The organism is Ruegeria sp. G2 (assembly GCF_056533505.1).
On record NZ_JBQFON010000001.1, the window covers coordinates 407,568 to 421,929 of the forward strand.

The following is a 14,362-nucleotide window of genomic DNA, read 5'->3' on the forward strand; positions in this document are numbered from 1 at the left end:
TTAAGAAATGCGAATGCGCGGGTTGAGGTAGACATAGCCGATATCCGAAATCAGCTGCGTGACCAGCACCACAAAGACCGACACGACCGATATCGCCAGCAGCAACTGAATGTCGTTGTTGCCTGCCGCCTGCACCAGCGCCCAGCCGAACCCTTTGTAGTTGAACAGGGTCTCGACGATCACCACGCCGTTCAGCAGCCATGGGAACTGCAACATGATGACTGTAAAGGGCGCGATCAGCGCATTGCGCAGCGCATGTTTCATGACGATGTTCGAGAACGATACACCTTTCAGGCGCGCCGTCCGGATATACTGTGCCGTCATTACCTCGGTCATCGAGGCGCGGGTCATCCGGGCGATATAGCCCATTCCGTAAAGCGCAATCGTCAAAACCGGGAGGAAGAAGTTCTCGAATGTCGGGTTCTCCATCGCTTGCGTGGCAGTACCCTTGAACCACTTCAAACCGACAGCGGACGAAGTGAAAATCGCTATGAAGATAACACCAGAAACATATTCTGGGGTTGCGGTTGTGGTGATGGCAAAGGTCGACAGCGTCCTGTCGGTTGCTGAACCTTCTTTCATTCCGGCCAAAACACCCAGGATCAGTGCCGAAGGGACCATCAGCAGCATAACCCAGAACATCAACCGCCCGGTTAATGCCAGCCTGTTTCCAACTACCGTTGAAACCTCTTCCTTGAAGACGGTCGAATAACCCCAATACCCCTGCAGGATACCACAGAAACTGGGTGACTCTTCAGCAGTTTTCCCGGGCAGAATGCATCGGCCCTGAACAGTTCCATCTTCGTTCGTATGCCGATACGAAGGCAAGACCCCCAACCATTCACCGTATTTGATCGGAGTGGATTGGAGGTAACCGTTTTTCTGCAAATAGCTCTCAACTTGCTCATCCGACATACGGAAGTTGCCCTGCGTTTTCGCGAGCTTTTCGAGGTTCGGGTAGAGGTTGGTCAAAAAGAAGACCAGGAATGTCAGGCACAGTGCAGTCACCAGCATGATGCCGACGCGCCTTAGAATGAAAAGTCCCATATTAGCCCCTGTTGGTCGGCCAGCATGAATGCCAAACGGCTTCATGCATCGCTGTTATTATGGTCGCCGTGTTCAGGACGAAAAGGCCGCACCAGAGCGGCGCGGCCTTTGCTGTTTGGTTAGGAGATGATGCCGAACTTGTACAACTGCGGCAGGTCGGCGATGTGCTTTTCAACACCCACCATGTTGTCACGATGGTGGCGCATCGCCGTCCGCCAATAGGGCTGGATGGTCACACCCTCGTCAATCATGATCGCCTGCAGTTTGGCCATCACTTCGCGACGTCTGTCGACATCCGCGATCGAGTTTGCCTCGGCCAGCAGAGTATCGAATTCTTCATTGGCAAAACCGGATTCGTTCCACGCGACGCCTGACTTATAGGCCAGTGCCAGAACCTGAGTGCCCAACGGGCGGTGGTTCCAGTTGGTCGACGAGAAGGCGTATTTCGTCCAGTCGTTCCAGAAGGTCGAGCCCGGCAGAACGGTATGCTTGGCCTTGATGCCCGCATCGTTCAACTGAGCGACTACGGCAGCGGTGGTGTTACGACGCCAGTCATCGTCAATCGACTGAACTTCGTGTTCGAAATCACCCATTCCGGCTTCGTCCATCAGGGCCTTCGCCCCCGCTGGATCATACGGAATGCGTGTCACAGCTGAATCATACTCCGGGTGCATCGGGCCGACATGACAGTTATCGGCGGGGATGCCGTAACCTGACATGCCCAGTTCCAAGCACACTTCGTTATCAACGGCCATAGCCAGAGCCTGACGCACACGCTTGTCGCCATAGATCTTGTTGCCATTCGCATCTTCGGCCAACTGGTTTGGACGGATAACGATGGTAAAGCCTGATGGAATTTCCGAGCGGACGAGGCCGATGCCGTCGAAGATGTCGACAAACTCGCCGACCGATTCCCAGTTCATGTCGATCTCTTCGGCCTCATAGGCTGCCAGGAAGGCCGCCGGGTCGGTGCCGTAGTCGATAAACTCAATCCGGTCGATATAGCCGCCTTTGCCGGCCTCATAGCCCCACCAGTCAAAGCCTTCGTTGCGAACCAATACACCCTTAACACCCACTTCGTGGCTTTCCGGGATCATGAAGCCCGTACCAACGGGGTTGGTGAGCATGTCGTTCGCGTCAAAACTGCTGTGAACGATGGCGCCCGGATAGTCGGCCATGCCGGGGATGATTGTGATGTCGGGCGCGTTGCATTTCAGTTTTACGGTGTGCGAGTCGACAACGGTGATGGCGCCGTCGGCTGCCTTCTGCGTTGACTCGTCGACCAGTGACGCCATGCGCGATGCCATCGAGTTACCCTCGAGCGACGAGTCACACCAGCCAGCGATGTTGCGCGCCACGTCTTCGGCGGTGAAGTCGTCTCCGTTGTTCCACTTCACACCTTTGCGGACGTTCAGCGTGTATTCTGTGGCGTCATCATTGGCTTCCCAGCTTTCCAGCAACATCGGCTTGAACGAACCGTCGTTGTTGTATTCGACAAGGTATTCAAGCCAGCCCGCAGTGAAGGTCGCAATTTGCGTCCAGTCATAGGTGCGAGGATCTTTCAATGCGCGCACTTCCATCTGGTAGCGAATGGTGCCGCCTTTCTGGGGCTCCTGCGCTGCAGCAGGTGATTGCAGACCGATCATGCCATATGCCGCCGGAACGGCGACGCCAAGTGCGGTTACCCGCGCCATGAACTCGCGCCGACTCAGATTGCCGTCGCGATACTCTTGAGCATGCATTTCTGCCGCCCAGTGCATCGGCTTTCCATTGATTGTCTGGTTTTTCATAGATGTCTCCCTGTGACACTAGTTATTAGGTAAAGTTCGCGTTGTGATTGATTGAAACGGGCGCTACGGCCAACGAATTGGATCGATTGACCGGGCCGCAGGCTTGTTTTCTTGACTATTGAACATCCCCATGACCTCCATTCGGCACCAGTTTCATTGCGGCGTCAATGTCGGAAATCGTCATTGATGGTACAAAAACGACATCAGGCGGAAAAGTAAGCCATTCAGGATTATTTCGTGGTGTGTTCGCACAACTAGCCGAAAGCATCGCGGATCGAATTGACCGTCACGCAGCAAGACATTCGGTCGTTATTTTGGGGAGAAAACTAAGAAATCCAACTGCTTCCAATGCCCGAGGAATGCTCCTTACTGATGAGACGCGGCATCAATGTGGTGCCAAGATTTCATGCGGGCGCGAAACCAAGTTCGTTGTCGTTTGGCAAATTGACGTGTAGCTATTGTTGCCCGATCCCTGGCTTCTTCCTGGGACATGCGGCCTTCTAGGCATGCCATCAATTCAGGCACGCCAATGGCCTTGAACGCTGGCAGAGAAGGGTCAAATCGGTTCTGCATCGCGGCCACTTCGGCCATGGCACCTTGATCCAACATCTGATCGAAACGACGATTAATACGATCCAGTAACCAGCTTTTTTCGACGTCGAATACAATCGGAACTGTATTCCCCAGATCCAGAATCGGGGCGGGTGTATCAGCCTGCCAATCAGCAAGCGAGCGGCCGGTTGCGGTCTGAACCTCCCACGCGCGTTGAACACGGGCTCGATTCTGGGTGTCGATCTTCTGCAGCGTTTGAAGATCAAGACCTTCGATCAGCTTTCTTAGTGATAATGCGTCCGCCTCGGCCCGAATTTCAGGAGGGGTTGCAGGTATCTCGGCCATCCCTTCGGTCAGCGCAGTGAAATACAGACCTGTACCCCCCACAATGATAGGGCGCTGTTTTTGTTTAAGCAAAGGCGTGACGTCGCGAAGCCAATGTCCGGTGGAATAAGTCTGATCATATGCGATATGCCCGTACAGCAGATGTGGGGCACGTTTTTCTTCTTCGATCGAGGGACGTGCAGATATGATGCGCCAGCAATCATAGACCTGACTTGCATCGGCATTGACGATCACACCACCGCAGCGCTGCGCGATCAAAAGCGCCAGCGCTGACTTTCCTGATGCCGTAGGCCCAGCGATCAGCACCGGTTTGTCATCAGGAATCGGAGGCAACTGCGCCCAAAGCCCGTTCTCATTTGTATCGGCCATCGCTGATTGCCTTATCCCTGACTATCCGCATTGAACCTGCGGAGGTTTTGCTTCATTTTGCGCCGGAAAATAAACCCGTGCCAGCCCGGAGCGCAACATGAGCCTTTCCCCTTCTGACGAGACCATTGAGACCCCGAAAACAACGTATGACCGCGTCATGTTGAAGATTTCGGGCGAGGCCCTGATGGGGGATCAGGGATTCGGACTTCATCCGCCAACCGTCCAGCGCATCGCACAAGAGGTGAAATCGGTACACGATCTGGGTGTCGAAATCTGTATGGTCATCGGTGGTGGCAACATCTTCCGGGGGCTTTCCGGCTCGGCACAGGGGATGGAGCGTACGACCGCAGATTACATGGGCATGCTGGCAACGGTCATGAACGCGCTCGCGATGCAATCCGCGCTTGAGGCGGCCGGGGTCTTCACCCGTGTCATTTCGGCCATTCGGATGGACGAAGTGTGTGAGCCATATATTCGCCGCCGTGCTGTACGCCACCTTGAGAAAAAACGGGTCTGCATCTTTGCGGCGGGAACCGGGAACCCCTATTTCACCACTGACACCGCCGCCACATTGCGCGCGAATGAGATGGCCTGCCAAGCGATCTTCATGGGTAAGAATGGTGTCGATGGCGTTTATGACAAGGACCCAAAAGAACACTCGGACGCGGTACGTTATGACAACGTTTCGTATGACGATGTGCTGGCTAAACGCCTGCGAGTGATGGATGCATCGGCCATCGCCTTGGCACGTGACAACAATCTGCCGCTGATCGTTTTTGGTCTGGATGAGCCCGGCGGGTTCCGCGGTATTTTGGCGGGTGAGGGCACCTATACCAAAGTCCAGGGATAGCGCATCAATTAGCACATAGACCGGGTCTAGCAGCCCGGTTCTTTTTTTGCGCTAGATATGAAAAATGTTATCAGCACAGTGACTTGACCTAATCTTTTCCGTCTGACTATCTGTTCCTGTTTGTTTGCAGCAAGCTGCCATCAGAAGGACTGCTGCCATAGCATGTCCTCTGATGGGAATGGCGGCCGGACAGTAATGCCTTGGTTGTTTTGGAAGTGCCCAGACCTTGCGCGGGCGGATTTCCGAAATGAGGCATGCGATCAGGGAGAGACGTGTGATGGGCACACTTGATATCGATTTCGTTAGGGCGCAATTCCCGGCCTTTTCTGAACCCAGCCTGAACGGGCAGGCCTTCTTTGAAAACGCTGGTGGATCTTATACCTGTAAACCGGTGATTGATCGCCTGAACCGGTTTTATACACAGCGCAAGGTCCAACCTTATGCGCCATACGAAGCCAGCCGTCTGGGCGGCGAAGAAATGGATGAAGCGCGGATGCGGTTGGCCGCGATCATGGGCGTGGATACGGATGAACTGAGCTTTGGCCCCTCGACGACTCAGAATACCTATGTTCTGGCGCAGGCCTTTCGTAAGTGGATGCGGCAGGGTGATGCCATCGTTGTGACCAATCAGGACCACGAGGCCAATACCGGCCCGTGGCGTCGATTGGAAGAAGACGGTATCGAAATCCGCGAATGGCAGATTGATCCGGACAGTGGATCGCTAAACCCACAGGATCTTGAAAACCTGTTGGACGAGAAAGTCCGCCTCGTTTGCTTCCCACATTGCTCAAATGTCGTCGGCGAGATTAATCCAGTGACCGAAATCACGGCGATTGCGCATGCTGCAGGTGCGTTTGTCTGTGTCGACGGAGTTTCTTATGCGCCACATGGCCTGCCGAACGTCGGTGATCTCGGACCCGACATCTATTTGTTCTCAGCCTACAAAACCTATGGCCCGCACCAAGGCTGCATGGTTATTCGACGCCCTTTGGGTGAGATGCTTCCGAACCAGGCCCACTATTTCAACGGTGGCACGCTCTATAAGCGGTTTACACCTGCCGGCCCTGATCATGCACAGATCGCCGCGAGTGCTGGCATGGCCGATTATATAGATCTGCTTTGCGATCATCACGGCGGGCCAGAAACCGGGGCGTCTGCGCGCGGTGGCTTTGTTCATGACCTGATGCGCCAACACGAGATTGCATTGCTGCAGCCACTGCTCGATGCAGTCAAAGATAGAAACGCTTTGCGTTTGATTGGCCCGACCAAGGCCGAACGGCGCGCGCCGACGGTGGCGTTAAGCCTGAACAAAAAAGCCGAGGCTGTTGCAGCCGAGCTTTCCCAACATGGGATCATGGCAGGTGGTGGCGATTTCTATGCGCATCGTCCGCTGCAGGCCATGGGGGTTGATCCAGATCAGGGGGTTCTGCGGCTCAGCTTCACGCACTATACAAGTCATCAGGAAATTGATCAGCTTTTGCAGGCGCTTGACCGCGTTTTGTGATCCAATATTCGTACCGGTTCGTATTCTTGTAGAAACAAGAGGCGGATATGGATTCCGGGCATTCTCCGATCATTTTATGGTTCAGGCGCGATCTGCGATTAAGTGATCATCCGGCGTTGACGGCGGCGGAACGGTCTGGTCGCCCCATTGTACCCGTATTTATTCTGGACGATCAGGTTCAAGCATTGGGCGCAGCGCCCAAATGGCGTCTGGGTTTGGGTCTTGAGGCTTTTGCTATGACCCTTGATCAGATGGGCAGCAAGCTGATCCTGCGCCGGGGGACTGCGCTGAATGTCCTGAAAGATCTGATACACGAAACCGGCGCAGGAGCCATATTTTGGTCGCGAGCGTACGACCCGAAGGCGATCAAAAGGGACAAGCATATCAAGGCCAGCTTGAACGAACAGGGGATCGAGGTGCGATCCTTTGCGGGGCATCTTTTGTTCGAACCTTGGACGATTGCGACCAAAGCGGGGCAACCGTTTCGAGTGTTTACTCCGATGTGGAGGTCGGTGAGCGGACGAGATGTTGCGATGCCGGAGCCGACTACGGCACGATTTGCCAAGCCAGATCTTTGGCCCGCTTCTGATCGGCTGCCCGATTGGAAACTGGATCGGGATATGCAGCGTGGCGCGACGATCGTACGACCATTTGTCCGTCCTGGAGAGGCCGCGGCTTTGGATCAGTTGGATAGGTTTTTGGAAAATATCGATCATTATCAGGAAGCGCGAGATCGGTTGGATCAGATTGGTACGTCTGATCTTTCAGAATACCTCTCGTTAGGCGAAATCGGGCCGCGCACAATTTGGCACCGGGTGCAAAACGCGGATCGCTCTGGTTCGCGCGGGGGCGAGGCCTTTCTACGGCAGCTTGTGTGGCGTGAGTTCGCTTATCACCTGATGTACCATTGGCCGCATCTCCTGACCGATAATTGGAAACCTGAATGGGATGCGTTTCCGTGGAATACTGATCCCGACACGCCTGAAGTCCGCGCGTGGAAGTTGGCCAGAACTGGGGTGCCACTTGTCGATGCGGGGCTAAGGCAGATGTACGTGACCGGGCGGATGCATAATCGTGCACGGATGATTGTGGCGAGTTATCTAACCAAGCATCTGATGACGCACTGGAAAATTGGTGCTGATTGGTTTGCCGATTGCCTGATTGATTGGGACCCAGCCGCAAACGCAATGGGATGGCAGTGGGTGGCGGGTTGTGGGCCAGACGCAGCCCCGTATTTCCGTATTTTCAACCCAGAAACACAGCGCGAGCGATTTGATCCACATTCGGATTATCTGATTCGTTGGATTGCTGAGGGTCGGTCTGACCCGTCCCCAACCGCACGCGCCTATTTTAGTGCCATACCGCGGTCTTGGGGGCTTTCTCACGAAGACAGCTACGGCGCTCCAGTGGTAGGGCTGAAAGAAGGTCGCATCCGAGCATTGGACGCGTATGAAACCAGAAAAGTTCCGGTAAGGAACTGAAAACTTGCCATAAACCGAATCCCGTCCTAGCTTTATTCTGCAACCGCAGAGGGGAGAGCGGATGTTCCTGACGAGCACCGAAGGGCAGGAAGACCTGCCAAGATATTTTGCACAAGTCTTCAAGATGCTGAACCGCATGGAAAGCGGCCGCCTTGATATCGCTCTGCCGGATGGTCGGGTTTTTCGGGCGGATGCACCTAAAGCCGGTCCGGTTGCCCATGTGGATATCCATGATCCCGACGTATTTTCCAGGCTGCTACGAGAAGGAGAACTGGGGTTTTCGGACGGCTATCTGGAAGGTGACTGGAGCACACCTGATCTGCGCAGCTTTATGGACTTGGTACACTTGGGAACTGAAACCGTTTATGACGATTTCACGGGCAAGTTCCTGGTTCGCGCCTACGAGCGTCTGAGGTTCTGGTTGCACCGCAATAATCGGACGCAGGCGAAGAAGAACATCTCGTATCACTATGATCTTGGAAATGATTTCTATGGCATGTGGCTGGATGACACGATGACTTATTCCAGCGCCATTTTTGAGACCGGGCAGGAAAGCCTCGAGAATGCGCAGACCGCGAAATATGCCAGTTTGGTGGATGAAATGGGGGCCAAACCTGGGGATCATATCCTTGAGATCGGGTGCGGTTGGGGCGGCTTCGCCGAATATGCCGCCAAAGAGCGCGGGCTCCGAGTCACTGGATTGACGATCAGTCAGGAACAGTTGAAGTTCGCGAAGGAACGCATTGAAAAGGCTGGGCTATCGGATCTTGTAGATTTTAAATTACAGGATTATCGCGATGAACAGGGACAATATGACGGTATTGCATCAATCGAGATGTTCGAAGCGGTTGGTCGGAAATACTGGCCAGCATATTTTAACACTGTTCGTGACCGGTTGAAGCCCGGTGCGCAAGCGACATTACAGATCATAACAGTCGCGGATCACCGCTGGGAAGTTTACAAGAATGGTGTTGATTTCATACAGAAATACATATTTCCGGGTGGCATGCTTCCCGCCCCGTCCATCCTGAAAGAGCAGATAGATCAGGCAGGGCTTCAAGTGGTACGCTCAAAGGAATTTGGCCAAAGTTATGATCTGACACTGCGCCGCTGGTACGACACCTTCAACGCCAAGTGGGACCAGATCTCAGAGCTAGGGTTTGATGAGCGTTTTCGCCGCATGTGGAATTATTATTTAACTGCATGCGGCGCAGCCTTTGACACCGGCAATTGTGATGTGACACAGATCACTATAGCTAAGCCAAGTTGAAGAACGGAACTACGAATGCCTACAGCTTCCCGCCTCGTCGCCGCGTTGTGTCTGCTGGTCATTGCCTTCCTTGTTTCAAGTATGATCATCAACAATGGTGAAGAGGGTAAAAGCTATGGCTGGTTCACATATGTGAACATGTTGTTAGCGGTGGCCTGTGGTTGGGTTATCATGGGCAAGCGGGCAGGCCGGGGTTGGACGGCTGCAGTTAACAATGGTCTGACTGGTGTTGCCGCGCTGGTTTTCTGGGGATTGTTCGTTCAAGGCACCTACGAGATGTTTAGCCAGGCGATGCGCCATCGGTATGGTGGCCCATTTGAAGCCTTGCTGGAAATCTTCAAGATCGGAGTGGCCTATGGTGAACAACTGCTGCCCAGTGAAATTTTGATTACGCTTGGTATTGGTGCCGTGGTCAGTGGGATACTTACCGAAATCGCCTTTCGACGCTGGCGTTAAAACGGATCTGCCAAGTCAGGGCTCCTACTTTGTCTAACCTGTTTTTCTACGGCACTTTGCGCCATGCGCCTTTGCTGGAACTCGTGATGGGTCAATCTGCGGACGAATTGTCGGCGAAACCGGCAATCTTAGCTGATCACGCGGTGTATTCAGTAAAAGGCCAGCCTTTTCCAATGATCGTTGCTGAAAAAGGCGCAGCGGCAGATGGCGTATTGGTGCAAGGATTGGGCAAGGACGAGCTTGCCCGATTGGCCTTTTATGAAGGCGGATTCGAATATGATCTGCGCCAGCTAACGATTGAAACCAGTGAAGATGGGAATCATCAGGCATTGGTGTTCTTTCCCGACTCGGAGGCATGGAAGACCGACACTCTCTGGGATTTTGAGGCATGGAAAAATGATTGGAGCGCTTTGTCGATGCTGGCGGCGCAAGAGGTTATGGCCCAGTATGGGTGTGTTGACGCCTCGACGATTGCAAATAGTTTCCCTGCGATCCGCACACGGGCATGGGCCAGACTCGCAGCGCGTGAGCGAAACACCGGAGATGCCCGGGACACCAACCATGATGTCGTAATCCACCAACGCAATCACCCTTATGTCAACTATTTCGGTATCGATGAGATAGAGCTGCAGCACCGTCAGTATGATGGCAAGATGGGGCCTGTATTGCACCGCAGCGGCTTGATGCAAGGATCTGCAGTCATCGTCCTGCCTTACGACCCCAGGCGCGATACGGTTTTGCTGGTCGAGCAGTTTCGCGCACCTGTGTTCTTGATCGACGACCCCGAACCATGGATGTGGGAACCGGTCGCCGGTATGATTGACCCCGGCGAAACACCCGAGCAGGCAGCGTATCGTGAGACACAGGAAGAGGCGCATGTTTCTCTGTCTCGGCTGGAATATGCAGGCGGTGCCTATACATCCAGCGGATCGTCAACCGAATACGTCTACCTCTATGTCGGGCTGGGTGATCTGACGACGACCGTTGAAAGTGGTGGTCTTGCCACGGAAGGGGAAGATATTCGGAGTAAAATTCTGCCGTTTGACGAATTCATGAACATGGTTGATACCCATGTTTTCAAGGACTTACCGCTTCTTTCGTTGGCACATTGGCTGGCGCGAAATCGCGAACGTCTGCGCGCATAACTATCCCGGCTTGTGATCAAGTCAGGGCGCCTGTAAATCTGCTGCAATACCATATGACAAGAGGACGCCATGCGCATTGCGAAAGACCTTGCCGACGCGGTCGGTAAAACACCCTTGATCCGGTTGCGTCGCGTCAGCGAAGAGACAGGCTGCGAGATCCTCGGCAAAGCCGAGTTCATGAATCCGGGTCAATCCGTTAAAGACCGTGCAGCGTTGTTCATTATCCGCGATGCAATTGCGCGCGGAGATCTCAAGCCCGGCGGCACAATTGTCGAGGGTACGGCGGGTAATACTGGCATTGGTCTGGCATTGGTCGGGGCCTCAATGGGTTTCAAGACGGTGATCGTCATTCCTGAGACTCAATCGGAAGAGAAGAAGGACATGCTCCGACTTGCCGGAGCTCAGCTTGTGCAAGTGCCTGCTGCGCCTTACCGAAATCCCAACAATTTTGTGCACTATTCCCGCCGCTTGGCTGAGGAACTTGCCCAGACCGAGCCCAATGGTGCCATCTGGGCGAACCAGTTCGACAATGTCGCCAACCGGCAGGCGCATGTGGAAACCACCGGCCCTGAAATCTGGGACCAAACCGATGGCAAAGTTGATGGCTTCGTCAGTGCGGTCGGTTCGGGTGGAACCCTAGCGGGTGTCGCCGAGGTTTTGCAGCCCAAAGGCGTAAAAATCGGACTGGCTGATCCAATGGGGGCAGGCCTTTATTCTTATTACACTACGGGTGAGATCGCGATGGAGGGCGGCTCCATCGCCGAAGGCATCGGACAGGTTCGGATAACGAAGAACCTGGAGGGGTTCACCCCTGATCATTCCTGGCAGATCACCGACAATGAGGCGTTGCCCTATATCTTTGATCTGCTTCGCGAAGAAGGTCTGGTGATGGGCGGATCAACCGCGATCAATATCGCGGGCGCTGTACGTCTCGCGAAAGAGATGGGGCCGGGTCACACCATCGTGACCGTATTGTGTGACTTTGGAACGCGCTACCAATCCAAACTGTTCAATCCTGACTTCCTGCGGGAAAAGGAACTGCCTGTTCCGGATTGGATGACCGAAGCACCGCGCAGCATTCCCGGCGTATTCGAGGACGTGTGATGCTGCGACAGGTCCGCCTGTTTCTGTTTCTAAGTTTATTCTGCCTGATCGGGCTGGGTGGGATCGCATCTGCCCAGCTCACTGACCGGCAGAGTGAATATTACCAGGGCTGGGTCAGCACGGCGGATCGGGCGGAATCTGTGATCCGGGCGAACCGGGCATCGAATGCCGCGTTAGAGAATTTACGCTCAGAAATAAACGGTTACCGCGAAGACTTTAACAAGGCGCGCGGCGCAAACACGGATCGTATTCAGACGCTTGAGGGCCAGCTTAAGGCGCTTGGCGCGGAGCCGGCAGACGGCGAGACCGAGCCTGAAGATATTGCCAAGCTGCGCACACATCTTGAAGAGCAACTTAACAGTTTGCGGGTGCCGCGCATAATCTCGGAAGAGGCTTTCAGCCGAGCCAACGGGTTAATCAGCGAAATCGACCGGATCATTCGCGATCGTCAGAAAAAAGAGATGCTGGAACGCGGGCCATCGCCTTTCAATCCCGTTTACTGGGGCCCAGCCTGGATCGACGTCAAGGAAGCGACGCAGAGCCTGATCAATGAAACCGTCACGAACATGCGGTCTGACATCGTTCACGAGCGCATTCGTGAGCGTGGTCTCGGCATTTTCGTTCTGTTGGCCATATCTGCGGTATTGCTGCTATTTGGGCGCAAGTGGTCCGAAAAAGGGGGCGCTTTTCTGCGTTCTCTGGGGGGGCACGGAAGTGGAGTCTGGACCTTCGTCGTCTCTCTGCTGCGCATACTGCTGCCTTGGTTGGGCGTTCTGGCATTGGTCACGGCGATCGTGCAGACTGGTGTTCTGGGCTTGCGCGGTACGTTGCTGATACAGAATATCCCTTATTGGGCTGCCATCATCTTCTACTTTGACTGGATCGGTCGACAGGTCTACCTGATGGGGGCCTCTCAGAATTTCAAACGATTGTCGGCAGGCAGAATTCGAGAACTGCGGGTCTATATCGATCTACTGGCCGTCATGCTTATTTTGCATGATCTGGTTTTGCTATTTGAGCAAATTGAGAATATTTCGGACGCAACACGAGCGGTTGTTGGATTCCCGATCGTATTGGTTACGGCGCTGCTGCTGCTACGTGTGCGTCAGATCCGTCAATCAGAACCACAGGAAGAGCAGACAGATTCAGAAACGTCTCGCAGAGCGGCTGGTTTTAGTCAGTTGGTTGAATTGCTGCGGCGCGCTCTGTTCATACTTGGGATTGCAACACCAATACTGGCGGCATTAGGGTATATCAATGCCGCCGAAGCAATCGTCTTCCCAGCCGTGAAAACACTGGTTCTGATCGCGGCGCTTGTGATCATACGACGGTTTATCACCACGATTTACGGTTGGTTATCGGGGCAGGGCGAGGCCGCGCGCGATTCTCTGTTTTCGGTTCTTGTTGGGTTTGCGCTGGCGATATTGTCGCTGCCTATTCTGGCGCTGTATTGGGGCGCACGCAAGACAGACCTGCTCGAGGCCTGGTCGCGATTGCTGCTGGGATTCGATATCGGCGGCGTCACGATTTCACCCAGTAATTTCCTCACCTTCGTCGCAGTTTTTGCCATCGGATACACATTGACCCGCCTTCTGCAAAGCGGGTTGCGCAACTCATTGCTGCCAAAAACCAGTATCGATCCCGGCGGGCAGAATGCCATCGTATCGGGAACCGGCTATGTCGGAATATTCCTGGCGGCGTTGGTCGCCATTGTTGTTGCTGGATTTGATCTTTCCTCCTTGGCGATCGTGGCTGGTGCCTTGTCGGTTGGTATCGGTTTCGGTCTGCAAACCATCGTGTCGAACTTTGTTTCAGGGATCATCCTGCTGGTCGAACGCCCGATCTCAAAAGGCGACTGGATCGATGTCAACGGCATGATGGGATATGTTCGTGATATCTCGGTCAGGTCCACGCGGATCGAGACGTTTGATCGGACGGATGTGATCGTCCCCAACTCTGACCTGATCAGCGGAGTGGTCACCAACTATACCCGCGGCAACACCATTGGCCGGGTGATCGTTCCTGTCGGCGTGGCCTACGGTACTGACACCCGAAAAGTCGAAACCATTTTGGGTGAGATCGCCAATGGGCATCCGATGGTTCTGGCCAACCCAGCGCCGAGTGTCGTGTTTCAAGGATTTGGTGCGGATTCTCTGGATTTTGAAATCCGGGCAATACTGCGCGATGTGAACTGGGTGCTATCGGTCAAATCCGACATGAACCATGAGATCAACCGCAGATTTGTTAAAGAGGGTATCGAGATTCCGTTTGCTCAACGCGATCTGTGGCTGCGAAATCCTGAGGTGCTGACGGGCCATTCTGAGGAGGCTAAGCCCGACGAAGACCTATCTCTTACTGCCCCTTCCGCGAAGCCTGCCGATTTGACAGCTGATGATTTGGACTCTGCCGGAGACGCAGATGCAGACGCGGATGGCGACGGTCGCTAAAC

11 protein-coding genes are annotated in these 14,362 nt (G+C 54.3%); 8 read left to right on the forward strand and 3 right to left on the reverse strand.

Annotated features, from left to right (window positions below; all coding sequences use genetic code 11):
• The 3 genes from ACR0DU_RS01975 to miaA form a co-directional block, all read right to left on the reverse strand.
• The gene (locus ACR0DU_RS01975; RefSeq protein WP_010439620.1) at window positions 1–1,047 is read right to left on the reverse strand and encodes an ABC transporter permease; all 1,047 of its coding nucleotides are present in this window, start codon (window positions 1,045–1,047) and stop codon (window positions 1–3) included.
• Window positions 1,048–1,166: 119 nt separating this feature from the next.
• Entirely contained in the window at window positions 1,167–2,837 is a 1,671-nt protein-coding gene (locus tag ACR0DU_RS01980; RefSeq protein ID WP_480872195.1) for an ABC transporter substrate-binding protein, read from the reverse strand.
• A 366-nt stretch (window positions 2,838–3,203) separates the two neighbouring features.
• The gene (miaA, locus tag ACR0DU_RS01985) at window positions 3,204–4,103 is read right to left on the reverse strand and encodes a tRNA (adenosine(37)-N6)-dimethylallyltransferase MiaA (RefSeq protein WP_480872196.1); all 900 of its coding nucleotides are present in this window, start codon (window positions 4,101–4,103) and stop codon (window positions 3,204–3,206) included.
• 97 nt (window positions 4,104–4,200) lie between these two features.
• Here miaA and pyrH point away from each other — a divergent pair, with 97 nt between their 5' ends.
• From pyrH to ACR0DU_RS02025, 8 genes are all read left to right on the forward strand, one after another.
• A complete protein-coding gene (gene pyrH / locus ACR0DU_RS01990; protein ID WP_170778872.1) occupies window positions 4,201–4,953 on the forward strand; it encodes a UMP kinase in 753 nt (250 codons plus the stop codon).
• 277 nt (window positions 4,954–5,230) lie between these two features.
• Window positions 5,231–6,457 (forward strand): aminotransferase class V-fold PLP-dependent enzyme, encoded by a 1,227-nt coding sequence (locus ACR0DU_RS01995; protein ID WP_480872198.1) that lies wholly within the window; start codon window positions 5,231–5,233, stop codon window positions 6,455–6,457.
• Between the two features lie 47 nt (window positions 6,458–6,504).
• Window positions 6,505–7,938 carry a cryptochrome/photolyase family protein gene (locus tag ACR0DU_RS02000; RefSeq protein ID WP_480872199.1) on the forward strand — a complete coding sequence of 478 codons (1,434 nt, stop codon included), beginning with the start codon at window positions 6,505–6,507 and terminating at the stop codon, window positions 7,936–7,938.
• Window positions 7,939–7,999: 61 nt separating this feature from the next.
• The gene (locus ACR0DU_RS02005) at window positions 8,000–9,208 is read left to right on the forward strand and encodes a class I SAM-dependent methyltransferase (protein ID WP_480872201.1); all 1,209 of its coding nucleotides are present in this window, start codon (window positions 8,000–8,002) and stop codon (window positions 9,206–9,208) included.
• Window positions 9,209–9,223: 15 nt separating this feature from the next.
• Window positions 9,224–9,664 carry a TrgA family protein gene (locus ACR0DU_RS02010; protein WP_170539292.1) on the forward strand — a complete coding sequence of 147 codons (441 nt, stop codon included), beginning with the start codon at window positions 9,224–9,226 and terminating at the stop codon, window positions 9,662–9,664.
• A gap of 29 nt (window positions 9,665–9,693) precedes the next feature.
• Window positions 9,694–10,809 (forward strand): NUDIX domain-containing protein, encoded by a 1,116-nt coding sequence (locus tag ACR0DU_RS02015; protein WP_170778864.1) that lies wholly within the window; start codon window positions 9,694–9,696, stop codon window positions 10,807–10,809.
• A gap of 69 nt (window positions 10,810–10,878) precedes the next feature.
• Window positions 10,879–11,913: a cysteine synthase A gene (locus ACR0DU_RS02020; RefSeq protein WP_480872203.1), complete on the forward strand. Its 1,035-nt coding sequence runs from the start codon at window positions 10,879–10,881 to the stop codon at window positions 11,911–11,913.
• Window positions 11,913–14,360, forward strand: coding sequence for a DUF3772 domain-containing protein (locus ACR0DU_RS02025; RefSeq protein ID WP_480872205.1), 2,448 nt, complete (start codon window positions 11,913–11,915; stop codon window positions 14,358–14,360). Before ACR0DU_RS02020 ends, ACR0DU_RS02025 begins: the two co-directional genes overlap by 1 nt.
• The last annotated feature ends 2 nt before the right edge of the window (window positions 14,361–14,362 follow it).

Excerpts from the sequence above, each read along its gene's own strand:
- ACR0DU_RS01975 (WP_010439620.1), bottom strand. The coding sequence starts at position 1,047 with ATGGGACTTTTCATTCTAAGGCGCGTCGGCATCATGCTGGTGACTGCA.
- ACR0DU_RS01980 (WP_480872195.1), bottom strand. The coding sequence starts at position 2,837 with ATGAAAAACCAGACAATCAATGGAAAGCCGATGCACTGGGCGGCAGAA.
- miaA (WP_480872196.1), bottom strand. The coding sequence starts at position 4,103 with ATGGCCGATACAAATGAGAACGGGCTTTGGGCGCAGTTGCCTCCGATT.
- pyrH (WP_170778872.1), top strand. The coding sequence starts at position 4,201 with ATGAGCCTTTCCCCTTCTGACGAGACCATTGAGACCCCGAAAACAACG.
- ACR0DU_RS01995 (WP_480872198.1), top strand. The coding sequence starts at position 5,231 with ATGGGCACACTTGATATCGATTTCGTTAGGGCGCAATTCCCGGCCTTT.
- ACR0DU_RS02000 (WP_480872199.1), top strand. The coding sequence starts at position 6,505 with ATGGATTCCGGGCATTCTCCGATCATTTTATGGTTCAGGCGCGATCTG.
- ACR0DU_RS02005 (WP_480872201.1), top strand. The coding sequence starts at position 8,000 with ATGTTCCTGACGAGCACCGAAGGGCAGGAAGACCTGCCAAGATATTTT.
- ACR0DU_RS02010 (WP_170539292.1), top strand. The coding sequence starts at position 9,224 with ATGCCTACAGCTTCCCGCCTCGTCGCCGCGTTGTGTCTGCTGGTCATT.
- ACR0DU_RS02020 (WP_480872203.1), top strand. The coding sequence starts at position 10,879 with ATGCGCATTGCGAAAGACCTTGCCGACGCGGTCGGTAAAACACCCTTG.
- ACR0DU_RS02025 (WP_480872205.1), top strand. The coding sequence starts at position 11,913 with ATGCTGCGACAGGTCCGCCTGTTTCTGTTTCTAAGTTTATTCTGCCTG.